At 63.7% G+C, this 26,811-nt stretch carries 22 protein-coding genes, 1 tRNA gene and 1 pseudogene; 8 read left to right on the forward strand and 16 right to left on the reverse strand.

The window, feature by feature from the left end; all coding sequences use genetic code 11:
• Positions 1 to 7: 7 nt before the first annotated feature.
• The 3 genes from DWB85_RS08095 (at position 8) to ettA (ending at position 5,344) form a co-directional block, all read left to right on the forward strand.
• A complete protein-coding gene (locus DWB85_RS08095) occupies positions 8 to 2,578 on the forward strand; it encodes a circularly permuted type 2 ATP-grasp protein (protein ID WP_117953714.1) in 2,571 nt (856 codons plus the stop codon).
• Positions 2,578 to 3,471, forward strand: a complete 894-nt coding sequence (locus DWB85_RS08100) for a transglutaminase family protein (protein WP_117953715.1) — start codon at positions 2,578 to 2,580, stop codon at positions 3,469 to 3,471. Before DWB85_RS08095 ends, DWB85_RS08100 begins: the two co-directional genes overlap by 1 nt.
• A gap of 208 nt (positions 3,472 to 3,679) precedes the next feature.
• Positions 3,680 to 5,344 carry an energy-dependent translational throttle protein EttA gene (ettA, locus tag DWB85_RS08105; RefSeq protein WP_117953716.1) on the forward strand — a complete coding sequence of 555 codons (1,665 nt, stop codon included), beginning with the start codon at positions 3,680 to 3,682 and terminating at the stop codon, positions 5,342 to 5,344.
• Between the two features lie 28 nt (positions 5,345 to 5,372).
• On the opposite strand, the gene DWB85_RS08110 is transcribed toward ettA, so the two are convergent.
• Together DWB85_RS08110 and DWB85_RS08115 are read right to left on the reverse strand one after the other, a co-directional pair.
• Positions 5,373 to 5,822: a hypothetical protein gene (locus DWB85_RS08110; protein ID WP_133300585.1), complete on the reverse strand. Its 450-nt coding sequence runs from the start codon at positions 5,820 to 5,822 to the stop codon at positions 5,373 to 5,375.
• 59 nt (positions 5,823 to 5,881) lie between these two features.
• Positions 5,882 to 7,993, reverse strand: a complete 2,112-nt coding sequence (locus DWB85_RS08115; protein ID WP_117953718.1) for a toll/interleukin-1 receptor domain-containing protein — start codon at positions 7,991 to 7,993, stop codon at positions 5,882 to 5,884.
• Between the two features lie 131 nt (positions 7,994 to 8,124).
• On the opposite strand from DWB85_RS08115, the gene DWB85_RS08120 reads away from it, so the two are divergent.
• The gene (locus tag DWB85_RS08120) at positions 8,125 to 8,496 is read left to right on the forward strand and encodes a PilZ domain-containing protein (protein WP_117953719.1); all 372 of its coding nucleotides are present in this window, start codon (positions 8,125 to 8,127) and stop codon (positions 8,494 to 8,496) included.
• A gap of 48 nt (positions 8,497 to 8,544) precedes the next feature.
• Here DWB85_RS08120 and radA read toward each other — a convergent pair whose 3' ends face one another.
• Positions 8,545 to 9,942: a DNA repair protein RadA gene (gene radA / locus DWB85_RS08125; RefSeq protein WP_117953720.1), complete on the reverse strand. Its 1,398-nt coding sequence runs from the start codon at positions 9,940 to 9,942 to the stop codon at positions 8,545 to 8,547.
• Between the two features lie 356 nt (positions 9,943 to 10,298).
• On the opposite strand from radA, the gene DWB85_RS08130 reads away from it, so the two are divergent.
• Both DWB85_RS08130 and DWB85_RS08140 read left to right on the forward strand, forming a co-directional pair.
• Positions 10,299 to 11,426: a DnaT-like ssDNA-binding domain-containing protein gene (locus DWB85_RS08130; protein ID WP_117953721.1), complete on the forward strand. Its 1,128-nt coding sequence runs from the start codon at positions 10,299 to 10,301 to the stop codon at positions 11,424 to 11,426.
• Positions 11,338 to 12,006 (forward strand): replication protein P, encoded by a 669-nt coding sequence (locus DWB85_RS08140; RefSeq protein WP_239017260.1) that lies wholly within the window; start codon positions 11,338 to 11,340, stop codon positions 12,004 to 12,006. Before DWB85_RS08130 ends, DWB85_RS08140 begins: the two co-directional genes overlap by 89 nt.
• Positions 12,007 to 12,466: 460 nt before the next feature.
• Here the strand turns inward: DWB85_RS08140 and DWB85_RS19945 are convergent.
• The 8 genes and pseudogenes from DWB85_RS19945 to rnr all read right to left on the reverse strand — a co-directional run.
• Positions 12,467 to 12,637 (reverse strand): annotated as a pseudogene (locus tag DWB85_RS19945) (GIY-YIG nuclease family protein); the annotation flags it as partial.
• Positions 12,638 to 12,766: 129 nt separating this feature from the next.
• Positions 12,767 to 14,179, reverse strand: a complete 1,413-nt coding sequence (dnaB, locus tag DWB85_RS08150; protein ID WP_117953724.1) for a replicative DNA helicase — start codon at positions 14,177 to 14,179, stop codon at positions 12,767 to 12,769.
• A gap of 302 nt (positions 14,180 to 14,481) precedes the next feature.
• Positions 14,482 to 14,931 carry a 50S ribosomal protein L9 gene (rplI, locus tag DWB85_RS08155; RefSeq protein ID WP_117953725.1) on the reverse strand — a complete coding sequence of 150 codons (450 nt, stop codon included), beginning with the start codon at positions 14,929 to 14,931 and terminating at the stop codon, positions 14,482 to 14,484.
• 48 nt (positions 14,932 to 14,979) lie between these two features.
• Positions 14,980 to 15,867 (reverse strand): hypothetical protein, encoded by an 888-nt coding sequence (locus DWB85_RS08160; protein ID WP_117953726.1) that lies wholly within the window; start codon positions 15,865 to 15,867, stop codon positions 14,980 to 14,982.
• A gap of 37 nt (positions 15,868 to 15,904) precedes the next feature.
• The gene (rpsR, locus tag DWB85_RS08165; RefSeq protein WP_117953727.1) at positions 15,905 to 16,132 is read right to left on the reverse strand and encodes a 30S ribosomal protein S18; all 228 of its coding nucleotides are present in this window, start codon (positions 16,130 to 16,132) and stop codon (positions 15,905 to 15,907) included.
• A 17-nt stretch (positions 16,133 to 16,149) separates the two neighbouring features.
• Entirely contained in the window at positions 16,150 to 16,587 is a 438-nt protein-coding gene (rpsF, locus tag DWB85_RS08170; RefSeq protein WP_117953728.1) for a 30S ribosomal protein S6, read from the reverse strand.
• Positions 16,588 to 16,775: 188 nt separating this feature from the next.
• The gene (rlmB, locus tag DWB85_RS08175) at positions 16,776 to 17,537 is read right to left on the reverse strand and encodes a 23S rRNA (guanosine(2251)-2'-O)-methyltransferase RlmB (RefSeq protein ID WP_239017262.1); all 762 of its coding nucleotides are present in this window, start codon (positions 17,535 to 17,537) and stop codon (positions 16,776 to 16,778) included.
• Positions 17,538 to 17,728: 191 nt separating this feature from the next.
• Positions 17,729 to 20,080, reverse strand: coding sequence for a ribonuclease R (gene rnr / locus DWB85_RS08180; protein ID WP_117953729.1), 2,352 nt, complete (start codon positions 20,078 to 20,080; stop codon positions 17,729 to 17,731).
• Between the two features lie 212 nt (positions 20,081 to 20,292).
• Between rnr and DWB85_RS08185 the strand changes: the two genes are divergently transcribed.
• Positions 20,293 to 20,379 (forward strand) — tRNA-Leu (locus DWB85_RS08185).
• 323 nt (positions 20,380 to 20,702) lie between these two features.
• On the opposite strand, the gene DWB85_RS08190 is transcribed toward DWB85_RS08185, so the two are convergent.
• The 5 genes from DWB85_RS08190 to DWB85_RS08210 all read right to left on the reverse strand — a co-directional run bounded on the left by DWB85_RS08190 (position 20,703) and on the right by DWB85_RS08210 (position 26,094).
• Positions 20,703 to 21,923 (reverse strand): type II toxin-antitoxin system HipA family toxin, encoded by a 1,221-nt coding sequence (locus DWB85_RS08190; RefSeq protein ID WP_117953730.1) that lies wholly within the window; start codon positions 21,921 to 21,923, stop codon positions 20,703 to 20,705.
• Positions 21,920 to 22,255: a helix-turn-helix domain-containing protein gene (locus tag DWB85_RS08195; RefSeq protein WP_117953731.1), complete on the reverse strand. Its 336-nt coding sequence runs from the start codon at positions 22,253 to 22,255 to the stop codon at positions 21,920 to 21,922. Before DWB85_RS08195 ends, DWB85_RS08190 begins: the two co-directional genes overlap by 4 nt.
• Before the next feature lie 158 nt (positions 22,256 to 22,413).
• Positions 22,414 to 22,899 (reverse strand): hypothetical protein, encoded by a 486-nt coding sequence (locus DWB85_RS08200; protein ID WP_117953732.1) that lies wholly within the window; start codon positions 22,897 to 22,899, stop codon positions 22,414 to 22,416.
• 26 nt (positions 22,900 to 22,925) lie between these two features.
• Positions 22,926 to 23,693, reverse strand: a complete 768-nt coding sequence (locus DWB85_RS08205; RefSeq protein WP_117953733.1) for a hypothetical protein — start codon at positions 23,691 to 23,693, stop codon at positions 22,926 to 22,928.
• Positions 23,686 to 26,094: a Lon protease family protein gene (locus DWB85_RS08210; RefSeq protein ID WP_117953734.1), complete on the reverse strand. Its 2,409-nt coding sequence runs from the start codon at positions 26,092 to 26,094 to the stop codon at positions 23,686 to 23,688. Before DWB85_RS08210 ends, DWB85_RS08205 begins: the two co-directional genes overlap by 8 nt.
• 240 nt (positions 26,095 to 26,334) lie before the next feature.
• On the opposite strand from DWB85_RS08210, the gene DWB85_RS08215 reads away from it, so the two are divergent.
• Positions 26,335 to 26,811 (forward strand): Rap1a/Tai family immunity protein, encoded by a 477-nt coding sequence (locus DWB85_RS08215; RefSeq protein ID WP_133300586.1) that lies wholly within the window; start codon positions 26,335 to 26,337, stop codon positions 26,809 to 26,811.

Below are 26,811 nucleotides of genomic sequence, written 5' to 3' on the forward strand. Positions count from 1 at the left end.
GAGGCCTATGAACCAGTCACAGTCGATGAATCAAAGCCCGGTGGCGACGCCCGCAGAACCGCTGGAGTACCAGCCTGGCCCCGGGGTACTGGACGACGTCCGGGACGCCAGCGGCGCCCTCAAGCCCGGCTGGGACTACCTGCTGGGCAGCATCGGCAACCTGGGCGCGGCGGCCATGCGCCAGCGGGAGCAGAAGGCCCGCCGCATCCTCCGCGACGATGGCGCCAGCTACAACATTTACGGCAAACCGGGCAGCGCCAGCAACAGCTGGGCGCTGGATCCGGTGCCCTACGTGATCGACAGCGAGGACTGGGCCCGCATTGAAGCCGGGCTGGTGGAACGGTCGGAACTGTTCAACCTGATCCTGCGCGACCTGTACGGCCCCCGCGACCTGATTCGCCACGGCGCCCTGCCGCCGGAAGCCCTGTTCAGCCACGGCGGTTTCCTGCGCGCCTGCCAGGGTATGCAGATTCCCGGCGAGCATGAGCTGATCCTGCACGCGGTGGACATGGTGCGCCAGGCCGACGGCAGCATGTGCGTGCTCTCTGACCGCACCCAGGCGCCCTCCGGCGCCGGCTACGTGCTGGAAAACCGCACGGTGATGTCGCGGGTCTTTCCCAGCCTCTACCGCGACAGCCATGTGCACCGGATCGCCAGCTTCTACCAGCGGCTGCGCCTGAAGCTGAGCTCCCTGTCACCCTCTGGCGACATTCCCCGCATCGCCCTGCTGACCCCCGGGGCCCACAACGAGACCTACTTCGAGCACGCCTACCTCGCCAACTACATGGGCCTGTCACTGGTGCAGAGCGGCGACCTGGTAGTGCGCAACGGCTGCCTGTGGATGAAGTCCCTGGATGGCCTCAAACGGGTGGAGGTGCTGCTGCGCCGGGTGGATGACGAGTTCTGCGACCCGGTGGAACTGCGCCCGGACTCCCGGCTGGGGGTACCCGGATTGCTGGAGATCGTGCGCAACGGCCGCCTGGTGATTGCCAACCCCCTGGGCAGCGGCGTGCTGGAAAACGCCATCCTGCTGAAGTACCTGCCCAACATCGCCACCCAGCTGCTGGGCCGGGAACTGCGCCTGGCCTCGGTGCAGACCTACTGGGCCGGTGACGACAGGGACCTGGCCCACATTGTGCAGAACATCGACCAGCTGATCATCAAGCGCGCCTGGCGGGCGGGGGGCCACGCCAGCGTCTACGGCGGTGACCTGGACGCCAGCCGCAGGCAGGCCCTGCTGGCGGACATCCATCGCCACCGCTATCACTACGTGGCCCAGCCGCGGCTGGCCAAGCCCTGCATCCCCGCCTTCAGCGGCACTGCCCTGGAACCCAGGCCCAAACTGCTGCGCACCTTCGCCGTGGCCACCGACAGTTCCTACATGGTATTGCCCGGCGGGCTCACCCGCATCGCCACCGCCACCGACGGCCAGTTCATCAGTATGCAGGAGGGCAGCCCGTCCAAGGATACCTGGATTACCGCCTCCGAGCCGGAGCGCATACTGCAGGCAGACCTCGCCGAGGACAGCCCGCGCAGCGTGCCGGAGACCCAGGCCAACAGCCTGCCCAGCCGGGTGGTGGAAAACCTCTACTGGATGGGGCGCTACGCCGAGCGCGCCGAGGCCTCCATGCGCCTGCTGCGCACCGTATTCGTGCTGCTCAACGGCGAGGATCCCATCAGCCCCGAGGCCCAGCGCATCCTGCTGCAGACGGTGTCCGAGACCACCTACACCCTGCCCGGCTTCACCACCGCCAGCCCGGAACAGCTCGCCGACCCGGAACAGGAGCTGCTGCAAATCGTCCGCGACGGCAACCGCAGCGGCAGCGTGCGCTCCACCCTGGAATCCATGCTGCGGGCCGCGGAAGAATCCAAGGAATCCCTGTCCACTGATACCATCCGGGTGATCAACGACCTGCGGGATGCCCTCGACGACCTTGACGCCGACCTGGTGGGCGGCCTGGCTTCGGCGCCGGAAGAGGCCCTGGACCCCCTGGTCACCGCCCTGGCCGGTCTCTCCGGCCTGACCCAGGAGTCCATGATTCGCGGCGTGGGCTGGCGCTTCATGGACATGGGCAAACGCATCGAGCGCGCCCTGCAGACCATTACCACCATCAAGGGACTGATGACCCCGGTGGGCGGCGAAGCGGACCAGGGCACTCTGCTCACCGCCATGCTCACCGCCATGGAGGCGCTGATGACCTACCGCCGCCGCGGGCGGGAGCGGCGCGGTATGGAGCTCGGCATGGAGCTGGTGCTGCTGGACCCCAGCAACCCGCGCTCGCTGATATTCCAGCTGGCGCGGCTGGAGGAGCACCTGCAGGAGCTGCCCCGGTCCGACCCCGCCGCCGGCGAGCTGGACGAGGAGGCCCGCGCCCTGCTGGAAGCGACCTCCACCCTCAAGCTGAGCCGCCTGCCGCACCTGCTGCAGATCAGCGGTCATACCCGACCGGAAATGAACACCCTGATGACCCAGCTCGGCGCTCTGCTGCGGGAATTCAGCCGCTGCATCAGCGACAAGCACTTCGATCACCGCTCCGGGCCGCAGCAGCTGTTCGGCACCATACGGGGGGTTGGCTGATGCGCTACCGGGTCCGCCACAGCACCCGCTATCGCTATGCCGCCAGGGTCACCTCCTGCTATAACCTGGCCTACGTACTGCCCCGGGACACCCGGCGCCAGAAGTGCCTGAGCAGCCGGGTGACCGTGTCGCCGCAGCCGGCGGTGACCCGCATCCGCAGTGATTACTTCGGCAACCAGGCCTACCACTTTGAAATCCAGCGAGCGCACAAGGAGCTGGTGATCTCGGTGGAGAGCGAGATCCAGGTATCCCACCCGGACCAGGTGCTCAACCTGGACCTGGGGATCTCCTACGGGCAGGCGTTGCAGCAAATCCACAACGACCGCAGCCCGCAGGCGCTGGACGCGCGCGAGTACCTGCTGGACTCGCCCATGGTCGAGGCCGGCGCGGAACTGGCGCAGTACGCCGGGAAGTCCTTTGTCCCGGAGACGTCGCTCAAGTCCTGCGTGGCCCACCTGACCAGCCGGATTTTCCGCGACTTCACCTACGACCCGGATTTCACTACCATCGCCACGCCCCTGGCCGAGGTGCTGGCGCACCGCCGCGGCGTATGCCAGGACTTCGCCCACCTGCAGGTCGGCTGCCTGCGGGCCATGGGCATCCCCGCCAAGTACGTGTCCGGCTACATCGAAACCCTGCCGGCGCCGGGGGAAGAAAAGCTGGTCGGGGCCGACGCCACCCACGCCTGGGTCGCCTACTACTGCCCGGACGAGGGCTGGGTGGAGTTCGACCCCACCAACGACACCGCCGCCCACAACCAGCATATCGTCACCGCCTTCGGCCGGGATTATCTCGATGTCACGCCGGTGAAGGGGGTGATTTTTGGCGGTGGGGATAACCCGCAGCTGAGCGTGTCGGTGGACGTGGCGCGGCTCGGGGAACCCGTTTCCTGACCCCGTCATTCCGGCGCAAGCCGTGGTCCGGCACACCGAAATCCAGCGGCCTTCTTTGGGAAGGACCTGGTCTTGGCGCGTACCCCAGCCCACGTGCCGCCGCCGAGCGCGTTTGAGGCGGAATCCATCCCCTCCGCCCACATGACGCCAACCCACTGCGCTGCTAGAATCCGCCCCTGCTAACTCACAGCCCGGAAATCCCAACACAATGGCCCAATACGTTTACACCATGAACCGGGTCGGCAAGATCGTGCCGCCCAGGAAAGAAATCCTCAAAGACATCTCCCTGTCCTTTTTCCCCGGCGCCAAGATCGGCGTGCTGGGCCTCAACGGGGCCGGCAAGTCCACCCTGCTGCGCATCATGGCGGGAATTGATACCGACATTGTTGGCGAGGCCCGCCCCCAGCCCGGCATCAAGATCGGCTACCTGCCCCAGGAGCCGCAGCTGGATCCGGCCAAGGACGTGCGCGGCAACGTCGAGGAGGGCGTGCAGGAGGCGATAGACGCGCTGGCGGGCCTGGAGAAGGTCTACGCCGACTACGCCGAGCCGGATGCCGATTTCGACGCCCTGGCCAAAGAGCAGGCGCGGCTGGAGGACATCATCCAGGCCACCGATGCCCACAACCTGGAGCACAAGCTGGAGGTGGCCGCCGACGCCCTGCGCCTGCCGCCCTGGGACGCCGACGTGACCACCCTGTCAGGCGGTGAACGCCGGCGGGTGGCCCTGTGCCGCCTGCTGCTGTCCAGCCCCGACATGATCCTGCTGGACGAGCCCACCAACCACCTGGACGCCGAATCCGTGGCCTGGCTGGAGCGCTTCCTGGAGGACTTCCCGGGCACCGTGGTGGCCATTACCCACGACCGCTACTTCCTCGACAATGCCGCCGGCTGGATCCTGGAACTGGACCGGGGCTATGGCATTCCCTATGAGGGTAACTACTCCGACTGGCTGGACGCCAAGGAAAAGCGCCTGGAGCAGGAAAAGCGCCAGGAAGCCTCCCACCAGAAAGCCATCAAGGCGGAGCTGGAGTGGGTGCGCTCCAATCCCAAGGGTCGCCAGGCCAAAAGCAAGGCCCGCCTGGCCCGCTTTGACGAGCTGCAGTCACAGGAATTCCAGAGCCGCAACGAGACCAACGAGATCTACATTCCACCCGGCCCCCGCCTGGGCGACAACGTCATCGAGGTGAGCAAGCTGAAGAAAACCTTCGGTGACCGACTGCTGTTCGATGACGTCAGCTTTGTAGTGCCCCCCGGTTCCATCGTCGGCATCATCGGTGCCAACGGCATGGGTAAGTCGACCCTGTTCAAGATCATGGTCGGCCAGGAGCAGCCCGATGGCGGCGAGGTAAAAGTCGGCGAAACCGTGAAGCTGGGCTACGTCGACCAGTCCCGCGACGACCTGGACGGCAGCAAGACCGTGTGGGAGGAGATCTCCGACGGCAACGACATCATCCGTATCGGCAACTACGAGGTGCCTTCACGCTCCTACTGCGGACGCTTCAACTTCAAGGGCTCGGACCAGCAGAAATACGTGAAAGACCTCTCTGGTGGTGAGCGCAACCGCCTGCACCTGGCCAAGCTGCTCAAGCAGGGCGCCAACGTGCTGCTGCTGGACGAGCCCACCAACGACCTGGACGTGGAAACCCTGCGCGCCCTGGAAGAGGCCCTGCTGGCCTTCCCCGGCTCGGCCATGGTCATCTCCCACGACCGCTGGTTCCTGGACCGCATCGCCACCCACATCCTGGCCTACGAGGACGACGGCGGCGTGGTGTTCCACGAGGGCAATTTCAGTGACTACGAGGAGGACCGTAAAAAGCGCCTGGGTGCGGCGGCGGACCAGCCCCACCGGGTGAAGTACCGCAAATTGAAATAAGCGGCGCGGGGCCCGCGGGCCCCGCGATCTAGTTCCTGTTAATGAAATTCGGGTCCAGGGTAAAGGTGGTGCCGCCGCTAACGACGAACAGGTTGTAGGGATGGGTGACACCCGCTGAGGTGCCGTCGGAGGCATCGTCCTCCAGTTCCAGTTCGGTATCGTTGTTGCCCGGCTGGTCGGCGGCGATGGTAAAGGTCTCGAACGTGTCCCCCGGGCTGACATCATGCCAGGTCCCGGCATTGTCCTTGAGGCGGATCACCGCCGCGCCATTGGCCGGGAAGGTAAAACCTGCCGTCTCCAGCTCGAAGGTCACGTTGGTGTCTTCAAAGACAGTGACATCGCCATTGGCCAGCACGCTCGGGGGGCTTTTACCGCCGCCGGAACTCTCGGCCCTGGTAGCGGTATAAGTGGCGCTGGCATCACTGCCGTCCGTGGTGATGGAACTAATCTTCACGTTGAGAACTGCTTTTTTAGGCATTGTTGTTGCCCTCCCTGTTCAACTCCAGTTTCCCGTCGGCCGCCAACGCGGCGCTGCAGTCAGTCAGCGCCGGATTCAAGCCCGGGGTAGCGATACTCGACCTTGCGCAGGTAGGCGGCCAGCGCCGCGGCCCGCTGGCGCAGGCCGAGACGACTCGCCACCGCTGCCAGCGTGGCAATACGCCGCGGCTCCAGGGCCTCTACATCCCCGCTGAGCACCGCGTCCGCCCGGGACCAGAGCTCCCGGGCGTCGCTCTCGCGCCCCTGAGTATAGACAATATCTCCCCGTAACAAGCTGCTCTGCCCCAACAGCAGTGGCGCCTCCTTTTGGGCCGACAGTTGTGCGTAGTCAGCTGCGAGCTGCGGGTAGTAGGAATCGAGCAGGCGCTGTGCCACTTCCACCTCGCCCTGTAAATAAGCCGTCCGCGCCGCGAGGTAGCGGCACTTCCAGTCCAGCTCCACCTGCCAGACCAGGATGGAGTCATCGCGCTGCACCAGGTTTTGCGCCTGCTGCAGACAGTTCTGCGCCAGTTCAGCCGCCAGCGCCAGCTCACCACGGGCCAGCCTGACCTCCGCCAGATCCTGCAGCAACAATACTGCCTGCTCCACGGTCTGGGTCTGATCCGGCTCAAAGGCTGCCAGCGCTTCGAGTTCCCTGGCCAGCGGTTCCAGCAGCGTCAGCGCGGCCCCCGGGTCGCCGCCGATCATCGCCAGCTGCGCCCCGCCGCGCCGGGCGATCACCAGTTGCAGGCGGGCCGTGTAATCGGAGGGGTCAGCCGCCAGTATCTGTCCGAAGGCCTTGACCTCCTCCTGGTTGTGCTGCCGGGCGCGATCGAAGTGTTTCTGGTGCAGGTAGACACTGAACAGCCAGGAGTGGATACCCGCCCACTCCAGCAGGTGCGGCTCGCCCTGGCGGCGCAACTCGCGCAGGGTATCGACCGCACTCACCAGGCTGGTCTCGGCCGCGGCCCAGTTCTGCACTTCCACCGCCAGCCCCCCCAGGGCCTGGTGGCCGTAAAACACCTCCAGCAGCCATTCAGGTTCATCCGGCGCCATGCCCAGCAGCTGCTCTGCGTAGTGCAGGTATTGTTCAAAGGAAACCCGGGCCTCGGCAAAGCGCCCCTGCTGGTAGTCCACCATACCCACCCAGAACACGCTCTGGGCGTGATTGAAAATGTGCCGCGGATCCTGCGGGTTTGCCTCCATCAGCAGGCGGGTGGATTCCGCCGCCAGGCTGAAACGATCCTCGGCAGCCTCCGTGTCGCCCTTCATATCGCTGATCTCGCCCAGCAAATGCAGGGCCCGGGCGCGGCGGCCCAGGGAATCGGCGGACAACGTTTGCTGTTCCTGGCCGGCATAGTATTCCAGCGCCTTGGCGCCGACCGAGTCGAGCACGTCGAGACGGCCAACCGGCTGCAATTTTTGCCGCAGGTCGCCGAGCATAAACTCGATCAGGCCCTCGGCGTCCTCGCGCCGCTGTTCCGCCAATAGCCGGGACTGGTCCGCCAGCAGCCGCGCCGCATCCGCTGCCCGCCGCTGGTCGACCGCCGTGTAGGTGAGCCAGCCCATCGCCACCATGCCCACCGTGGTCGCCGCAGCGACCAGGGCCAGGAAGCGGTAGCGCCGCTGGGCCTCGCGCTGCACCAGGCGGTCCAGGTCGACCCCCAGCAGGGTGGCTGCCACCTTGTGCAGGGCGAGGCGGCGGCTGCTCCTGCCACCCTGTATATCCGCCGCCAGCGGCTCCAGCACCGCCGCGCCGATCTCCCCGCTGGGCAGTACCTGCTGGCGCAGGGGCGCCGGGAAGCTCTGCCCGGGGTCGCCCTCGGCGATGACCGCAATGATGTTGTCGGCGCCGTGGATTTTCTTGAACTCGATGATTTCCTGGCCGGTCCAGTGGGAGCGGGCAGCGCTGGGCGAGCAGATGACGATCAGGTACTCGGACTGCCGCAGGGCCTCGACCAGGCTGTTGCTGAGGTTGGCGGCGGCCACCAGTTCCTCCTGGTCGCGGAATATCGGCCGCAGGGGGTAGTTGCTACTGTGGGGGCTCGCGGCGGCTGGCGCCTGCGCGCCGCGTGGCGGGCGATAGCTTTCCAGCGCCCGGTGCAGCCAGCGCGCGATCGCCTCATCCTCATGGCTGTAGCTGATAAACGCTTTGTACTTGAAAGCTGGCAACGCCCGCTCCCCGGGGTGCTAAACCGGTATTAGACACCGTCCCGTCGGCGGCTGTCTATATAGCGTCCGGCTATCGCCAAACCACCGTGCCGGCGCTATAGTAATCCCACGCATGACAATAAGGTTCGAGCATGACTGAAATTCGCAACGAGCGGCGCCGCTTTACCCGCGTTGCCCTGGACTTGCCGGTGGAAGTCCACCAGGGGGGCAGCATGTGGCCGCAGCGGCTGATCGATGTATCCCTGTCAGGAGTGGCCACCGACCAGCCCGATCTGTGGGATGCCCAGTACAACGAGCCCTTCACCCTGGTGATCAAGCTGGAGGACGGCAAGGAGCTGGAACTGTATGCCTACCTGCAGCACGTGGAAGCGGGCCGGCTGGGTTTCTCGGTGCAGCACGTGGACCGGGAGAACATCGAGCCGCTGATGGCGCTGCTCGGCCAGCACATGGATATCGCCAGCCTGGAAGAGGAACTGGCGCGACTGGAAGCCGGCCCGGACTAGAGGCTGCGCCGGGCAGCCGCCCGGCCAGGGGCTGGATCGGCGCGGCGCTTACTCCACCGCGGCCAGCGCCTCACTCAATTTGCTCACCCCGATGACTTTCATCCCGGCAATGTCTGCCCTGGGGGCATTGGCCCGCGGCACGATGGCGCGCTTGAAGCCGTGCTTGGCGGCCTCGGCCAGGCGCTCCTGGCCCGAGGGCACCGGGCGAATCTCACCGGACAGGCCGACCTCGCCGAAAATCACCATGTCGCGGGGCAGCTGCCGGTCGCGAAAGCTGGAGACGATGGCCAGCAACAGGGCCAGGTCGGCGCTGGTTTCCAGCACTTTCACCCCGCCCACCACGTTGGCGAACACGTCCTGGTCGCCCACCTGCAAGCCGCCGTGGCGGTGCAGCACCGCCAGCAGCATGGCCAGCCGGTTCTGTTCCAGGCCCACGGCCACGCGGCGCGGGTTACCCAGCTGGCTGTCGTCCACCAGCGCCTGGATTTCCACCAGCAACGGCCGGGTGCCCTCCCACACCACCATCACCGCCGATCCCGAGGCCGGTTCGCTGCTGCGATCGAGGAATATGGCGGAGGGGTTCCTGACCTCGCGCAGGCCCTGCCCGGTCATGGCGAATACGCCCAGCTCGTTGACCGCGCCAAAGCGGTTTTTCTGCCCGCGCAGGGTACGGAAACGGGAATCGTGGGTGCCCTCCAGCAGGATCGAGCAGTCGATCATATGCTCCAGCACCTTGGGCCCGGCGAGGGAACCGTCCTTGGTCACATGGCCCACCAGGAACAGTACCGTGCCGCTGTGTTTGGCAAAGCGGGTGAGGTAGGCGGCGCATTCACGCACCTGGGACACGCTGCCCGGGGCCGAGGCGATCTCGTCGCTATGCACCACCTGGATGGAGTCCACCACCAGCACTTTCGGCTTGAACTCCCCGGCGGCGGCGGCAATGGTTTCCACGTTGGTCTCGGACATCAGCCTGAGCCGGTCGACGGGCAACTGCAGGCGCTGGGCGCGCATGGCGACCTGCTGCAGGGACTCCTCGCCGGTGATGTACAGGGCCTCCATGGACTGCGCCAGGTGGCACATGGTCTGCAGCAGCAGGGTACTCTTGCCGGCGCCGGGGTTGCCCCCCACCAGCACCGCGGAACCGGGCACCAGGCCGCCGCCCAGCACCCGGTCAAACTCCCCCGTGCCGGAGGAAAAGCGCGGCAGGTCCGCAAGATCGATATCCTTGAGCACCTGGGCACTGGCCAGGGCGCCGGCAAAACCCGCCCGGCTGGCGGTAACGCCGCTGCCGGCGCGGCCGGCGCCCTTCGCCCCCCCTGCCCGGGCGGGACCCAGCCTGATCTCGCTGATGGTGTTCCACTGCCCGCAGTCCGAACACTGGCCCTGCCACTTGGCGTAGTCAGAGCCGCAGTCGTTGCAGACGAATGCTGTTTTTTGTTTGGCCAATGTTTACCTCTTCATTACCCGCCACCCCGGCAAACGCGGTGCATTGCGCCGCAGGCGCCATAGAGGGTGCCCTGGGCCACGCCGGAATCCATCAGGCCGGCGGTCATCCCGATGTCAGCTGTCATCCCGGTGTCAACTGTCATCCCGGTGTCAGCTGTCATCCCGGCGCACGCCGGGATCCATTCTTGAACCCGGGGGAAACCCCAGCCCGGTGGACCCCGGCGTTCGCCGGGGTGACATTGTGAACGATAAGGCGTAGTCGCCTGGGGCGCACTTGGCGCGCCCGCGTGTTTTTACTGTAAGTCCCGAATCAACCCCGGTATCCTATCAGACCATCCATCACGCCTGTTACCACCATGTCCAATTCCTCCCTGGTCCCCGAACGACAGCTGGTTTTTTCCCCCGGCCTGGCGGCGACTATCGGCCTGGAGGAGGCCATTTTGCTGCAACACCTGCAGCAGCTGTTCGAGCACCGGGAGCACCAGCTGCGCGGCAGCTATGCCTGGCTGAGCATCGGCCGTGAGTACCTGCTGACCTCACTGCCCTTCTGGAACGCGGTGGACCTGCACCGCATCAGCCGCAGCCTGGTGGACAAGGGCGTGATCCTGATGGACTCTCCGCCCCTGCACAGCTGCGAAAAACTGGTATTCGCCCTCAACGAACCGGTGCTCCACAGCCAGCCGCCGCCAGCGCCGGAGCCACCGCCGCCCCCCGCCCGGCGCAGCGCCGGGCTGCTGCCGGTGCACTGGTCCCCCAGCGAGGACCTGCTGCAGCTGCTTGCCCTGAACCACAACATACCCCGGCAGTTTGCCCTGGACCAACTGGAAGATTTCATCTTTTACTGGCGCGAACGCGGCGAGACCTCCCACGCCTGGGAGAACAAGTTCCGCCAGCACGTCACCAACAACTGGCGCCGGCGGCAGCAGAGCCGGGCGTCCAGCTTCGAGGTCAGCCAGCCCAGGGCTCTGGACAACCACTGGCGCCCGAGCGCGGACGCGCTGGAGATTATGCAGCGCGGCGGCATTTCCGCCGACTTTATCGAGCAGGCCATCCCCGAGTTCATCCTCTACTGGCGGGAACGCGGGGCCGCGCCGAAGGAGCTCAACTCGAAGTTCATCCAGCACATTCGCATCCAGTGGGCCCGCTACACCTCCAGCCTGGAGCACAGCACCGAGCCGAAACGCATCGTCGACCACTGGCAGCCCAGCGCCGATGTTTACGATATCCTGCGCATGTCGCACATCGACCTGGACTTTGCCCGCGAGCTGCTGCCGGAATTCATCGTTTACTGGAAGGACTCCAACCAGGCGCACACCTCCTGGAACAGCAAGTTCCTGCAACATGTAAAATACCACTGGGCCAAGCGCCACCAACTGCAACAATCGGATACCAGCCATGGCGGACAGCAGGGAACTCATTCAACAGGTCGCACAAGGGATAGAAGCCTCGAAGACGACCTCACCGACACCAGCTGGGCGAGCTGAGCAGAAACGCCCGGCCAGTGAAGGCCACGTCGAGGCCATCAACCAGGTCTTTGCCCTGTTTCGCCTCAACTACCACAACCAGTACTACGCCGCCTACCCGGACGCCAGCCAGCTCAAGCAGATCAAGAAACTTTGGCTGGAATCGCTGGCGGATTTCCCGGTGGAACAGATCCTCAAGGGCGCCAAACACGCTATCGAGAACAGCGAGTACCTGCCCACCCTGCACCGCATGATCGAGTGCTGCCAGGCGGGCCTGGTGGAGCTAGGCCTGCCCGCCCCCCACGACGCCTACGTCGAGGCCTGCCAGGCGCCCTCACCCAAATCAGCCCAGCCCTGGAGCCACCCGGCGGTCTATCTGGCGGGCCGGGACAGCGACTGGTTTTTTCTCGCCAACAACGAGGAGCGACGGACCTGGCCAGTGTACCGCGGGCACTACCAGAAATACTGCGCGGCGGTGCTGCGGGGCGAGAAACTCGAGGTGCCGGCGCCCGAGGCGCTGGAAAAGGATACCGGGGAACCCCTGACCCGGGAGGAGCAACTGGCTGAGCTCAGGAAGTTGCGGGAGAGTTCGGGCTTGTAGCAGGCCGTGGATCCCGGCGTGCCCCAGGGCACCCTCTCTTGCGCTTGCAGCGCAATTCACCTTGTGCGCCGGGATGACGAATGGCGGAGGACGTGTGGGATAATGGGAGAAATCACCGGTCACGGAAAAAATATCTCGTTCCGTCATTCCGGCGAAAGCCGGAATCCACATCTCACAGAAGCGCTATCTCAGCCCGTCATGCCGGCGCACGCCGGGATCCAGGCCTGATGGAACTGCAATCTCTACTCGTCATTCCGGCGAAAGCCGGAATCCATACCTCACATAAATGCTATCTCAGCCCGTCATCCCGGCGCACGCCAGGATCCACACACCCTCAACCTGAGCTAACCTCTCCCCAAAGATCCAGCCATGCAGGATTTCTCTCTTCAATCAACTCGATCTTCCATTCGCGTTTCCAGTTCTTTAAACGCTTTTCATACTGAATCGCATCGTACATCGATGAACAGAGCTCAAACCAGACCAGCCGATTGACGCAATACCTGGCCGTAAAACCCGCAGTCACATGATTTCGGTGTTGCCATATCCGGCGGACTAAATTACTTGTTACACCGATGTATATTGTGCCGTGTCGCTTGCTGGCGAGCATGTAGACTGCTGGCTGGAAGTCCATTTTTGGGAATCCACATGGAGGATTCTTGCAAACTAGTAGATTCCGGCATACGCCGGAATGACCTGGACGAATTAGATGTGAAATTTGCCTGGAAGGATAGATTCCGGCTTACGCTGGAATGGCGGCTAATCAGTACTCATCCCCGCCATAGCCCCTGGCCAGGTTCTCGAAGCGGGTGAACTGGCCGATAAAGGCCAGCCGGCAGGTACCGATGGGGCCGTTACGTTGCTTGCCGATAATGATCTCGGCCACGCCTTTGTCCGGGGAGTCCTCGTTGTAGACCTCGTCCCGGTAGATGAACATGATCACGTCGGCGTCCTGCTCGATGGCGCCGGATTCCCGCAGGTCGGAGTTGACCGGGCGCTTGTTGGGACGCTGTTCCAGGGAGCGGTTGAGCTGGGACAGGGCCACCATGGGCACCCCGAATTCCTTGGCGATGGCTTTCAGCGAGCGGGAGATCTCGGAGATCTCCGCGGTGCGACCTTCCGAGGAGCCAGCCACCTGCATCAGTTGCAGGTAGTCGATCATCACCATGCCCAGTTCGCCGTTGTTCTCGCGCACCACCTTGCGCACCCGGCTGCGCACTTCAGTGGGGGTCAGGGCCGGGGTGTCGTCGATGTACAGTTTCACGTCGCGCAGCTTGTTGACCGCGGTAGTGAGCTTGGGCCAGTCCTCCTGTTCCAGCTTGCCGTTGCGGATACGGGTCTGGTCGATGCGGCCGATGGAGGACAGCATGCGGACAATCAGCTGGTCGGCCGGCATCTCCATGGAGAACACCAGGATGGGCTTGTCCTGGGCCAGCACCGCGTTTTCCACCAGGTTCATGGCGAAACTGGTTTTACCCATGGAGGGGCGGCCGGCGACGATCACCAGGTCCGATGGCTGCAGGCCGGAGGTCATGCCGTCCAGGTCCTGGAAGCCGGTGGTCAGGCCGGTAATGTCGCCGCCGGAATTGAACAGTTCGTCGATGCGGTCCAGGGCTTTTTTCAGCAGCGGGTTCACATCCTGGGGGCCGCCGGACTTGGGTCCCTGCTCGCTGATCTGCATGATCAGGCGCTCGGCCTCGTCGATCAGGTCCATGGACGTGCGGCCTTCCGGGTTGAAGCCGGAATCGGCGATTTCCTGGGCCGCCTCGATCAGCTTGCGCAGGCTGGCGCGCTCGCGCACCACCTGGGCGTAGGCGCGAATATTGGAGGCGCTGGGGGTATTCTGGGCCAGTTCGGCGAGGTATGGCAGACCGCCGGCGCCGTCCAGCTGGCCCCGGGCTTCCAGCTTGTCGGCCACGGTAATGACGTCGATTGGCTCAGCGGCCTCCGCCAGCTGGGCGATTTCGCGAAAAATCACCCGGTGTGAGGGCCGGTAGAAGTCGCTGGCGGCGACCTCCTCCGCGACCGAGTCCCAGCCATCGGCAGACAGCAGCAGGCCACCCAGCACGGATTGCTCCGCTTCCAGGGAATGGGGCTGCATCTTGATCCGCGCCACCTCGCCATCGGGGGCGCCGGGGAGCTCGGAGATGTTGCCGGGGTAGTCGAGGTCTGCCATGGGTGGTTATTTGTAATCGGGCCGGACAGATTAACGAATTACTCGGCCTCCGTCATTCCGAAATGTCGGACTACCGCGAAGGCGGGAATCCAGATTCTTTTGCCGTCGTGGCGGGGACCCGGGACGCTGGGCCCCGCTTGCGCGATGCTCTGGCATATCGGGATGACGCTGGTTGCGCCGCCTGGCCCAGGGATAACGCTGGCCGGGCCTTGTCGCCGGGCACAAAAAATGCACCGGCCACGCAGTGATCGGTGCATTTCCAACTGTCCGGGTCCCGGCTCTCGCCGGAACAACAGCGTGTCTTACTCGGGCACAACCGCCAGGGCGATGGTGGCGGTAACCTCGCCGTGCACCTGGATGTCGATTTCGTATTCGCCCACTTCGCGCAGGGCGCCTTCGGGCAGGCGAATTTCCGCCTTGTCAACTTCCACGCCGGCGGCGGTTACCGCATCGGCGATGTCGCGAGTACCGATAGAACCGAACAGCTTGCCCTCTTCACCGGCATTGGCGGTGATAGTGATCAGCTGCATGGCATTGAGTTCGGCGCCACGGGCTTCGGCAGCGGCCAGCGCTTCCGCGGCTGCGGCTTCCAGCTCGGCACGACGGGCTTCGAACTGGGCGACCGCATCTGCGGTGGCAGGCACTGCCTTGCCCTGGGGGATCAGGTAGTTACGGCCGAAACCGGCTTTTACATCAACCTTGTCACCCAGGTTCCCCAGGTTGCCGATGTTTTCCAGCAAAATGACTTCCATCTTACTTTCCTCGTTATGGGGAGCGTGCTCCCGCTACTTCAAAATTCGTTAACTGTCTTCGCCGGGGCCGATGTCGGTACCGGACTTGCCGGCCCAGCGCTGGCGAAAATCAAACCAGCTGTCGGCGATGGCGGCGAACACGACCATCAATTTCACCGGATCCAGCAACAACCAGGCCAGGTAGAAGGCGATCAGCCATCCTGTGCCCTGGCCCTTGTGCCGGACCCTCGCATGAACCAGTGCCAGTCCGGCAAAGTTCAGCGGCAACAACGCAATCACTGCCCAGGTGCGGTATTCCAGGCCCAGCGCAGACAGCGCAACCGCCGCCAGCGCCAGGCCCGCGGCCACTGCCGGTGTGTAACGCAGCTGCCCGAACTCGCTGGCAAAGCCACCGGGGTTGTACAGGGCCGCCTGCCAGTAGCGGGCCAGCATCAGGCACAGTACCGCCATCAGTCCGGTACCCGCCCCCAGCATGCCGGCGATTTGCGCCGTGGTGGGCCGGGCCAGCTGCACCATCTCGCCGCCCTGGGACAGCTGCTGCTCCAGGTTGGCGAGAAAATCGCCGAACACGGAGACCATCTGCGCCAGGTACTGGCCGCCAAACGCCAGCAGCGCCAGGGCGCTGGCCGCGCCAACCACGACACTGGCCAGCACGGCCATGGGCAGGCTGACCGTGATGCGCAGAACCGCCGCCAGCAGCCAGGTTCCCACCAGCAGTGACAGCGGGCCGCCATCGCCGACCGCATACAACAACACCCCGGAGGGCAGCAGGGCCCAGAACAACAACTGGGCCCCGTTCCCCACGCCCTTGCGCAGGGTGACCAGCGCCAGTACCGCGGCGCTGATCCAGCAAAACAAAATACTCCCGGCACCGGCTACAGTCAGCACCAGCGCCTGGAAGCGGCCACGCATGGCAAATTCAGCTATCGCCTTCATCCAGGCCTCGCTGTGTCAATGCGCGGGTACAGGATTCTTACTTGTGGGAATCCGTGTAGGGCAGCAGGGCCAGGAAGCGCGCGCGCTTCACGGCAGTCGCCAGCTGGCGCTGGTACTTGGCCTTGGTGCCGGTAATACGGCTGGGTACGATCTTGCCGGTTTCGGACACATAGGCCTTGAGGGTCTCGAGATCCTTGTAATCGATCTCCTTGACACCTTCGGCGGTGAACTTGCAGAACTTGCGGCGACGGAAAAAACGGGCCATGACAATACTCCTCTCTATTACGCTTCGGAGCTGGCTTCAGAAGCCGGCTCTGCTGTTTTCTCGGCGGGCTTGTCGGCGCTGCTCGCCTCCGCGGCCTTGCGCTCCTCGTAACGGCTCTTGCGCTCGCGCGACTCTTTCTCCGCCTTCATGATGAAAGACTCATCGGTGACAGGCTCATCGCGGCGGATAACCAGGTTGCGGATAACAGCATCGTTGTAACGGAAGGTGGTCGTCAGCTCTTCCATGGCGTCGTTGGTCGCTTCCACGTTCATCAGCACGTAGTGTGCCTTGTGGATCTTGTTGATGGGGAATGCCAGCTGGCGACGGCCCCAGTCTTCCAGACGGTGCACGCTGCCGCCGTCCTTCTGGATGGTGTTGGAGTAGCGCTCGATCATGCCGGGCACTTGCTCAGACTGGTCCGGATGGACCATGAATACGATTTCGTAATGACGCATTGAGTAGCTCCTTACGGGTTAATGCTGCCCATCAGGTGGTGCAGCAAGGAGGATCGGCAGCGCGGGGCCACCGGGCAAATTTTGAGGCGCGGATTGTATAGAGTTTGAGCAGGGGGTGCAACACCCGGCATTGTCGTCCCCGCGATAGCGGGAACGACGTGATGAGAGGCCCGGGGAACGACGCTGAATTACCAGAGCCCCCGCTGCCTGACCGCCTCGAACAGGCAGATGCCCGTGGCCACGGACACGTTGAGGCTGCTCACCGAGCCGGCCATCGGCAGTTTCACCAGGAAATCGCAGTGCTCCCGGGTCAGGCGCCGCAAGCCGCCGCCCTCGGCTCCCATGACCAGCGCCATGGCCCCGGTCAAGTCACTGTCGTATATGGTTTTTTCCGCCTCGCCGGCGGTGCCGAACAGCCACACATTGCGCGCTTTCAGGGCCTCCAGGGTGCGGGCGATATTGGTCACCCGGGCAAAAGGCACGACCTCGGCCGCGCCACAGGCCACCTTGCGGGCGATCGGCGTGAGATCGGCAGATTTGTCCCGCGGCACGACCACGGCGTCGACCCCGGCGGCATCGGCACTGCGCATGCAGGCGCCCAGGTTGTGGGGGTCCGTCACCCCGTCCAGCACCAGGATCAGCACCGGGCCGTCCTTCTCGTCGACCATGCGCAGCAGGTCGGCCTCCTGCCAGAGGTTGGCATGCCGTATCTCGCCGTGGTGGGGCGCATCCAGGGTCTCCGCCACCACCCCCTGGTGCCGCCCCTTGACCATCTGGTCAAGGTCCTGGCGCGGCTCCCGGGCCACCGGCACGCCCTGGTTCTGGGCCAGTTCCAGCAGCGAATTGATCCGCTTGTCGTCGCGGCCCTGCTGCACCCACAGGCGCTGCACAGAGCGGGGGTTTTTGCGCAGCAGACTGTCGACTGCGTGGATACCGTAAATGTATTGCATTTCTAACACCGTCATCCCGGCGCAGGCCGGGATCTAATCGCTCCTTGTGCCTGAATTGGCAAACACATGGATCCCGGCTTGCCCCAGGGCACCCTCTCTTGCGCTTTCAGCGCAATTCACCTTGTACCCCAGGGCACCCTCTCTTGCGCTTTCAGCGCAATTCACCTTGTTCGCCGGGATCACTGGTCAGGCTAGTACCGGCGCCGCATCCCGGTCTTGCCCTGGGGCTTTTTCTTGCCGCTGTTGCCCGGCTTTTTGCCCTTTTTCGCCTGTTTGGCGCCGGTTTTCTTGCCGGCGCCGCCGCCCCGGGCCTTCTTCGGCGGTTTGGCATCCAGCAACTCCAGGTCGATCTTGCGATCATCCAGGTCGACCCGCGCCACCTGCACCCGCACCTTGCCGCCGAGCTGGAAGCTGCGCCCGCTGCGCTCACCTGTCAGCCGCTGTTTGGCGGCATCGAAATTGTAGTAATCCCCCGGCAGCGCGGTAATGTGCACCAGGCCTTCTATATAGATGTCCACCAGCTCCACGAACAGGCCGAAACTGGTCACCGCGGCGATCACCCCGTCAAACTCATCGCCCACGTGCTCCTGCAGGTACTCGCACTTGAGCCAGGCATTGACCTCGCGGGTGGCGTCATCGGCCCGGCGCTCGGCCATGGAGCTGTGCTCGCCGAATACCACCATGGCCGCGTGGTCGTAGGGGAAAATGCGCTTGCCGGGAATGGGCTCGGCGCCCTTCACCCGCAGGATATGCTGGGTCTTGCTCCTGGAGCGAAGCCGGTGGCGAATACCGCGATGCACCAACAGGTCCGGGTAGCGACGGATCGGCGAGGTAAAGTGGGCGTAGGCATCGTAGTGCAGCCCGAAGTGACCGTTGTTGTCTGGCTGGTACACCGCCTGACTCAATGAGCGCAGTAACATGGTCTGAATGACGTGGGCGTCGTCCCGGTCCTTCACCTGTTCCAGCAGCTGCTGGTAATCCAGCGGCGTGGGCCGGGCTCCACCGCGGAGGTCCAGCCCCAGTTCGCCGAGAAACTTGCGCAGATTTTCCAGCTTCTCCTCGCTCGGCCCCTCGTGCACCCGGTACAGCATCGGGATGTTGTTGGCCTCGAAGAAACCGGCTGCGGCCACGTTGGCGCAGAGCATGCACTCCTCGATGAGCTTGTGGGCGTCATTGCGCACCACCGGGACGATGGACTCGATCTTTTTCTGCTCATCGAAAATGATGCGGGTTTCCACCGTGTCGAAATCGATCGCCCCGCGCACATCGCGGGCCCCGCGCAGCGCCTTGTACAGGTCGTGCAAACGGCGGATGTCTGGCTCGCGAGCCTTGTCCACATCCGGGTGATCCCCGTTTTCCAGCACCTCGCCCACCTGGGTATAGGTCAGGCGCGCATGGGAGTGAATCACCGCCTCGTAAAAGCGGTATTTGCCCAGTTTGCCGGCCTTGCCAATCTCCATTTCACAGACCATGGCCAGCCGGTCCACCGCCGGTTTCAGCGAACAGAGGCCGTTGGACAGCGCCTCCGGCAGCATCGGCACCACGCGCTCGGGAAAATACACGGAGGTTGCCCGGGTGCTGGCTTCCTCGTCCAGCGCGGAGCCGGGGCGCACGTAGTGGGACACGTCGGCAATCGCCACCCACAGGCGCCAGCCGCCAAAGCGGCGTTTCTCGCAGTAGACGGCGTCGTCGAAATCCCGGGCATCCTCACCGTCGATAGTGACGAAGGCCAGGTCGCGCAGGTCGACGCGGTGCAGCTTGTCCTCCTCTGCGGGCTCCTCCTCCAGCGCGGCGGCCTCGGCCAGCACCTCCTCCGGCCACTCCCAGGGGATGTCGTGGGAGCGAATGGCCACGTCGATTTCCAGGCCGGGGTCCAGGTGGTCCCCCAGAATTTCGGTAATCCGCGCCTTGGCACCCAGCTTGCGGGTGGGATAGTCGGTAATCTCGGCGGTCACTATTTGCCCATTGCGGGCCCCGTTTTTCTCTTTCGGTGGAATCAGGAACTGGTTGGTGAGGCGGCCATTGTCGGGGATCACGAAGCCGATACCGCTCTCCTCCTGATAACGCCCCACCACGCTGGTCACGCCGCGCTTGAGCACCTCGATGATCTTGCCTTCCGGACGGCCGCGGCGGTCCTCGCCGGTGATCAGGATGAGCACCTCGTCACCGTCGAACACAAGATTCATCTGCCGGGAACTGAGGTAAATGTCATCGCCCTCCCGCACCGGCATGGCAAAACCGTAGCCGTCCCGGTGACCCTGCACCTTGCAGTGCACCAGGTTCATCTTGTCCACCAGGCCATAGGCGCCCTTGCGATCGGACATGATCTGGCCGTCGCGCTCCATGGCTCGCAGGCGATTGCGCAGGGCGTCCATCTGCTCCTGCTCGGCCAGGTCCAGCCGCTTGCACAGCTTGCCGTGGTTCAGGGGTTTGTTTGCGTCCCGCAGGACCTCGAGAATGACCTCCCGACTGGGAATGGGGTTGTCGTATTTGGCGGCCTCGCGCTTGGCGTGAGGGTCGGCAATTTTGCCTTTTCTGGCCATATAAATGGGGCCTTTTTGGTGGTGTGTGTGGGCCGCTGCCCGACGCTGATCAGAACGCAGCGCATGCTGACAGGGCACTGGATCCCCGCCTGCGCGGGGATGACGGGCCGCGCGCTTGGCGGCCATAAAAAACATTATACGCGAGGATTGACAAAGCCGTGTGCGAAATATAAAGTGCGCGCCCTCAGGTATTGCTGTCGCGGTACCTAACTGCCCAGGTGGTGAAATTGGTAGACACGCTAGCTTCAGGTGCTAGTGCTCGCAAGGGCGTGGAGGTTCAAGTCCTCTCCTGGGCACCAATTTGAAGGAGGCCGAGCTATCCAGCTCGGCTTTTTTGTTTCCAGGGTCGGACTCCCGGCCGGCTGATAAAGCGCCGGCGCGAACCCTCACTCGAAGCAGTGCTTCGAAAGCGTGAGGAACCGCCCTCTCCTGGGCACCAATTTGAAGGAGGCCGAGCTATCCAGCTCGGCTTTTTTGTTTCCAGGGTCGGACTCCCGGCCGGCTGATAAAGCGCCGGCGCGAACCCTCACTCGAAGCAGTGCTTCGAAAGCGTGAGGAACCGCCCTCTCCTGGGCACCAATTTAAAGGAGGCCGAGCTATCCAGCTCGGCTTTTTTGTCTGCTCAATCGCATTGAATCGCTGTCGAATAGACAGCGATGTCCGCCGCACTCATGCCCAGTTGGCGCGCCGTGCTCTGCCACCCTTTCAACGCGTTGGAAACCTCGTCGATGACGGCTTCGGCCTGGTCCTCTTTCAAAGCAAAAAATGGCGCTGCTCTGCGCGCAATATCCAGATCCGCGTCAGGTGCTTCTTCTGAAATCCAGGTGGTGAGCTCGCGAACTTTCTCCTCCGACGGCACAGGATTCAAATCATAGACCGGCGATAGACGCCACTTGTCTTCCCTGTCATAGAGAAATCCATGATTGCGCAGATGGTCATCAAGATTGCCGATCAACACGCCGAAGACGATTCGCCGCCACAGTTCATGCAGATCTTTGGTCGGCTCACTTGAATACATGCGGATACATTCTGCAATGTCGGTGTAGGTCGCCTCGTCGCCATCATTGAGGCCCAGCAAACTCATCGCCGACAAAAAAGGGAGACGTCTCCCATCGTGCCGATCAAAACGCGTGATCAAGGCCACCGGTCGACCGGCCACGTCCTGCAGCCGGGCCCGGGCGGCATTGATACCTGCGTTGGCTGCCAGCCTCATCGCCAGCACTTCACCATGGGTGATACTGCGAACATCATCAGGTTTCGGAAACTTGGCAATGGCCAGCGTGCCGTCATTGTCCATGACGGCTGACTTGGGTCGAGCACCACCGAGCGGTGATCCTTCGTTCAATAGCAGCTTCAAGTCTTCTGCCGTGTCCGTATTGGTTTGAACTGCATCGGCAGCATTAATGAGCGCCGGCAGCTGGATCAGCGGTGGCACGCGGTAGCGCCCGATATTGTGACCGAAACTGTCCTCGCCTTCGCGCTTGAATCGCAATGCCCCAATCCGGGTTTGATCGGTAATCGCCAGCAAATAATCAATTTCTGACAGGGTTCGTTTTTCGCCGGATTTTCGCAAGGCACGACGGATCAGTTGCTGCCCCCAACGATCAGGGGCGGCATCCCGCAGCGCTCCAGGCAGTGCTGACTTATCCGAGGTGGTGTAGATCTGTCCGCCGTCCAGCGGCAGATTGGCAGGATCGAGAGCAAAGGCATCCGGGGTGCCCAGCCACTCCCCGGCATATTCAAAAACAGAGCTCTGACTGTTTCGCTTGGCGACATAGCGGCATCGGCCGACCAAGCGTGTAGCGCCGCCATGGTCAATATGGATTTCGATGGTGTCCGTCATGAGCGGTCTCGTTTGCGACGGCGCGGCTGAATCTTTTTCGGCAGGCGATCTTCGTCGATGTCCAGCCCCAGGATATCGGTACGCCGATCGGCCACATCTCCGAGACCTTCCACCAACCCAAGGATAGAAAGCACCGTTGCGTAGATGCCCATGGAGACCGAGGGGTCACCCTTTTCGACCTTATAGAGCGTGCCCCGGCTGATGAATGCACGCTCCGCCATGGACACCGTCGATATCCGGCGCTTTTTGCGCGCAACAGCAATGTCCTCACCCAGCTTGACGAGGGCTTGGCGGGCTGCTCTTGGTAGCGTGCTGGTTGCCTGCGTTTTCATAAACTGTCTTATTTAATGAACCATAAAATCTTATTTGTTCATTATATAGGACATTATTATTTATAAAGTCGACAAAGTCCAGATCCCAGCTCAACAGAGTAAGGCTGGATAAATTATATTCATCACTACTGTCCGGTTAATTTTCGAATAGGTTCACATCAATGCTTAATCGCTGTGAAGTCCGGGTCATCAAAATAGGTAGCGTAATTTTCCATCGCCCCAACAACCTTCACCGCGCCAGCCCGGGCGTTAGCGTTGTTTTCCATCGCGGCTGAACCTTCCATCAGTTGGGAAATGATCAGATGCAGCTGGGCATCGGCCTCCGGTTCAAGCTTGCAATTCTCAACCATGTAAGTGACCTCTTGGTTGATCTTTTTGGCCAATGCCAGGTACTTTTCCTGTGTCAGCTCACCTGAATGGATAGCATCAATTTCATTGTGCATGGCGCTTCGAATGTTGTTCATGGCGCGGCTTAGTGGCGCATCGACAGCCCACTTGCTGCCGTCATCAAGCCTGAGTTCCATCGCACCATGACCGTGGTCATGATCGTTATTTGCCGGAGCCGCCGTCACCTGGCCTGCTGCAAGGCTGAGTACCATGCCAGTGACCGTTACCAGCTTTGCAATTCCGGATTTGATATTCATGAGATTCTCCTTTGCTTAGGGCCTGTTCACGACACCACCATGACCTGGCCGCCGGCGGCCTCCAGGGCAGAATCGAGGACTTCAGCCGGGATATTGGCCAGCCGCTGGCGGCCGATAATCAGCAGGTCGTAGGGCGAGCGGCGGATCAGGCTGGTGAGGCCGGCGGCATCCGCCGGCGCGCCGGACTGCACGTGGCAGCGCGCCCGTCCCAGCAGCAGGGGCGCGCAGGTCTCCATATCCGGCTTGCCGGTATACAGCGCGTACACGCTGCCCACCAGGCCCGCCTCCTCCAGCGCCAGCGCCGTGGTCACCAGGCGGCAGTCGAGCTCATCCTTGCCCATCAACAATCCCAGCCTGGGGATCGCCCGGCGATCCGGCAGGCTGCGCCCGGCGAGGCTCTGCCAGCGCCGATGGGGCAGCATGAAGATGTCCAGGCCATCGGCCCGGGTCAGCGCCGAGTGCCAGCGTTCGCCCCGATCCTCCTCGAAACTCAGCTCGATGCGCGCCTGCCGGGCCAGGGCCAGCAGGCGGCGGCGGGTGTCTGCCGTCACCTGGCTGTGATGACGGCTCAGGTGGTCGCGCTCCAGGCTGCGCTCGACGCCGCTGCCGAGCAGGATTTCCGTGGTGAACGGCAGCTCCGCCACCCGCGCAAGGCGCGGGTTTTCCAGGATCAGGCCCAGCAGGCGCCGGTCCAGGTGCTGGGCAATACGCACCAGCAGCTCCAGCGTGGCGGGATTCACCCCCTGGTTGTCGATGGGGACCAGCAGCGTGGTCCGGGCGGTGTCGTCAGCCATCGTTCTTGTCCGCATCCCTGGCGTGCAGCTCGCGCGCGATCGCCTGCAGCGCCTCAACCCGGGCCGCGACGCGGGTATCGATGGAGGCGGTGGTGAACCCGGTCAATACCTGCAGGGCCTGGTCGATGTCATCCACCGCGTAAATATGGAAACTGCCCGCCGCCACGGCGTCGATGACATCCTGGCGCAGCATCAGGTGGACCCGGTTGGCCGCGGGCATGACCACCCCCTGGCTGCCGCTTAGCCCGCGGGCCCGGCAGATGTCGAAGAAGCCCTCGATCTTGTCATTGATGCCGCCGATGGCCTGCACCTGACCGTGCTGGTTCAGGGAGCCGGTCACGGCGAGTTCCTGGCGCACCGGGATATCCGCAATGGCCGACACCAGGGCGACAAATTCCGCCACCGAGGCGCTGTCGCCCTCGATACCCCCATAGGACTGCTCGAAGGCCAGGGTCGCCGCCAGCGGCAGGGGGCGCTCGCGGGCGTAACGATTGGCCAGCAGGGCGGAGATGATCATCACCGCCTTGGAGTGAATGCGTCCGCCCAGGTCCACCTCGCGCTCGATATCCAGCACCTTGCCGCTGCCCAGGCGGGCGGTGGCGGTAATCCGGGCCGGGCGGCCAAAGGAATAGTCCCCCAGCAGGTACACGGTCAGGCCGTTGACCTGGCCCACCGCGGTACCGTCGGTGGAGACCAGCATGATCTCCCGCAGAATACCCTCGTGGGACTTCTCGCGGAGCTGGTCCATGCGGTGCCGGGCCGCGGCCACGCTGGCGTCGACCACCGCGGCGGTAATGACATCGGCCTTGTTGCGCCGCGCCTGGTAGTCCGCCTCCGCCAGCAGGTTGGCCAGGCGCTGGCGGTGCAGGCTCAGGCGCTCGCCGTCCTCCAGCCGCCGGGCGGCCTGCTCGATGACCCGCGCCACGCCGCCGCGGTCCAGGGGCAGCAGGCCGTTGCTCTGCTGCAGGCTGCGGATCATGCGGGCGAACAGCGCGGTGTTCCGGGCCGAGCGCGGAATATCCTCGGACATGTCCGCGGCCACCTTGAACAGACTGGCGAATTCCGGATCGTATTGCTGCAGCAGGTAGTACAGGTAGCGGTCCCCGGTCAGCACCACCTTGAGATCCAGGGGGATGGGTTCCGGCTCCAGCTGCACGGTGCTGACAAAGCTGAAGAACTGGTCCAGGGACTGGATGCGCAGCTCACCGGACTTCAGCGCCCGCTTCAGGGCCAGCCAGGCGTAGGGGCTGGTGAGCACCTTGTCCGCCTCCAGCACCAGGTAACCGCCGTTGGCCCGGTGCAGGGCGCCCGGCTTCACCAGGGTGAAATCCGTAACCAGGGTACCCATTTGCGACACGTGCTCCGCCCTTCCCACCAGGTTGGCAAAGGTGGGACTGTCCTCGTAGATGACCGGCGCGGCATCGAGTTCGCGGTTATCCACCAGCACATTGACGCTGTACTGTGGATACTCCCGTACCCGCTGTTTCACGTTTTCCGGAATAGCCGATTCCTGCCGCAACTCGGTAAAGGACTCGGCCTCCTCGATAACATTGGCGTGCACCGCTTCCAGGTAGGTCAGTACCGCGGCAAACTCCCGGTACTTGTCCTTCAGCTGGCCGAAGACCGGGTCGATGGCGCGCTGGCTGAACTCCTGGTTGAGGGCCTTGAAGCGCTCCCGGCTCTCCATCTTCCAGCCCGGCAGCTGGCGGACGACGATTTTGAGCTCCTCCTTGAGCTCCTCGATATAGGCCAGGGTCGCTTTTTTCTGTTCCTCCGGCAGCGCCTCGAAATCCTGGGGCGACATGATCTCACCCTCGCTGGTGGGCGCCAGGGTGTAGCCGCCAGGTGTCTGCACCATGGCCACGTTGTGCTCCCCGGCTTTCTCCGCCAGCGACTGGAACGCGGCTTTCTCCCGCTCCTGGTACTCCTCGCCCAGGGCCTGCACCTGGGCCTGGTACTCGTCGCTCTGGAAGGTGGCCGGCATGATGGCGAGCAGGGTTTCCACCGCCTCAGCCATGTCCCGGCGCAACTGGCTGCCGCCCCCCGGGGGCAGGCTCAGGGCGACAGGCTGGTCCGGGCGCTCGAAATTATTGACGTAGCACCAGTCCCGGAGTTCGCCGCGCCGGCTGCGCTCGGCGCTGCTGAGCACGGTTTCCAGCAGTTCGCGCTTGCCCACGCCGGTACTGCCCAGCAGGAATACGTTGAAGCCCTCATGGCCTATCTCCAGCCCGAACTCCAGCGCCTCCACTGCCCGGTCCTGGCCGAAGTGATCGGCCAGGGGTTCCAGTTCATCCAGTGACTCAAAAGGCAGCTGGGCCGGGTCGCAGGCGTGGTAGAGCGCCACTGCGGGCAGAGGCCGGGCCGCAGGGGCGCGGGCCAGGGCTGGCAACTCGTCAGTCATCGGTGCTCCTCGATCATTAACAGAGGGTAGGTTAGTCCAATTTCAGGGTTTACACCCTTAAGCTGGATCAAGTTTAGGCGCGTCCGCAGCGCCTGCCATGGCGAGCCGGCACGCCACCGCGCCGCCAATAACCTGATATTCTGCCCGGTTTTGAATCGCGGAGTGGCTTGTTTCATTCAGCTCACTTTCCTCTATACTACGCCTCTCGATCCCCGAGGTACGGAGCTGACACTAATAATTATGTTGAGACCGTTGCGTAATCACGTGACCGCCTGCGCGCTGCTGCTGGCGGTGCACTGGGCGCCCCACAGCCAGGCGCTGGAGGTGCTGACGATTCACGAACTCGTCTCCCATTGCGTACATCTCGACAGCGACCCGGAGGGCGCCGACGGACAGTACTGCAGCAGCTACATCCGGGGCTTTATCGACGGCGCGGTTGTAACCGACGACCGTATCCTGCGGGATCTGGCGCAGGATGAGGACAACCTGGATGCGCTGACTGAACGCGCCCTGCGCACGCGCATGCCCGGCAGGAGCAGCCACTACCCGCCCGGGAGCCTGACCGGTTTCTGCCTGTATGATCGGGTGCCGCTGCGCGAGGTGGTGACTACCGTGGTCGCCGACCTCATTGCCCGCGATATCGATGATTTTGCCCACTCTCCCGCCCGGGTCACTGTGGAAGACTCATTGCGCGACCACTACCCCTGCGACGAGTAA

The organism is Seongchinamella sediminis (assembly GCF_003457605.1).
GTDB classification, from domain to species: domain Bacteria; phylum Pseudomonadota; class Gammaproteobacteria; order Pseudomonadales; family Halieaceae; genus Halioglobus; species Halioglobus sediminis.

Coding starts and splice junctions, on each gene's coding strand:
- DWB85_RS08160 (WP_117953726.1), bottom strand. CDS start 15,867: ATGAAGGCGATAGCTGAATTTGCCATGCGTGGCCGCTTCCAGGCGCTG.
- dnaB (WP_117953724.1), bottom strand. CDS start 14,179: ATGGCAGACCTCGACTACCCCGGCAACATCTCCGAGCTCCCCGGCGCC.
- rpsF (WP_117953728.1), bottom strand. CDS start 16,587: ATGCGTCATTACGAAATCGTATTCATGGTCCATCCGGACCAGTCTGAG.
- DWB85_RS08215 (WP_133300586.1), top strand. CDS start 26,335: ATGTTGAGACCGTTGCGTAATCACGTGACCGCCTGCGCGCTGCTGCTG.
- DWB85_RS08140 (WP_239017260.1), top strand. CDS start 11,338: ATGGCGGACAGCAGGGAACTCATTCAACAGGTCGCACAAGGGATAGAA.
- rpsR (WP_117953727.1), bottom strand. CDS start 16,132: ATGGCCCGTTTTTTCCGTCGCCGCAAGTTCTGCAAGTTCACCGCCGAA.
- DWB85_RS08200 (WP_117953732.1), bottom strand. CDS start 22,899: ATGAATATCAAATCCGGAATTGCAAAGCTGGTAACGGTCACTGGCATG.
- DWB85_RS08120 (WP_117953719.1), top strand. CDS start 8,125: ATGACTGAAATTCGCAACGAGCGGCGCCGCTTTACCCGCGTTGCCCTG.
- rnr (WP_117953729.1), bottom strand. CDS start 20,080: ATGGCCAGAAAAGGCAAAATTGCCGACCCTCACGCCAAGCGCGAGGCC.
- DWB85_RS08130 (WP_117953721.1), top strand. CDS start 10,299: ATGTCCAATTCCTCCCTGGTCCCCGAACGACAGCTGGTTTTTTCCCCC.
- ettA (WP_117953716.1), top strand. CDS start 3,680: ATGGCCCAATACGTTTACACCATGAACCGGGTCGGCAAGATCGTGCCG.
- DWB85_RS08210 (WP_117953734.1), bottom strand. CDS start 26,094: ATGACTGACGAGTTGCCAGCCCTGGCCCGCGCCCCTGCGGCCCGGCCT.
- rlmB (WP_239017262.1), bottom strand. CDS start 17,537: ATGCAATACATTTACGGTATCCACGCAGTCGACAGTCTGCTGCGCAAA.
- DWB85_RS08110 (WP_133300585.1), bottom strand. CDS start 5,822: ATGCCTAAAAAAGCAGTTCTCAACGTGAAGATTAGTTCCATCACCACG.
- DWB85_RS08190 (WP_117953730.1), bottom strand. CDS start 21,923: ATGACGGACACCATCGAAATCCATATTGACCATGGCGGCGCTACACGC.
- DWB85_RS08205 (WP_117953733.1), bottom strand. CDS start 23,693: ATGGCTGACGACACCGCCCGGACCACGCTGCTGGTCCCCATCGACAAC.
- DWB85_RS08095 (WP_117953714.1), top strand. CDS start 8: ATGAACCAGTCACAGTCGATGAATCAAAGCCCGGTGGCGACGCCCGCA.
- DWB85_RS08100 (WP_117953715.1), top strand. CDS start 2,578: ATGCGCTACCGGGTCCGCCACAGCACCCGCTATCGCTATGCCGCCAGG.
- DWB85_RS08195 (WP_117953731.1), bottom strand. CDS start 22,255: ATGAAAACGCAGGCAACCAGCACGCTACCAAGAGCAGCCCGCCAAGCC.
- rplI (WP_117953725.1), bottom strand. CDS start 14,931: ATGGAAGTCATTTTGCTGGAAAACATCGGCAACCTGGGGAACCTGGGT.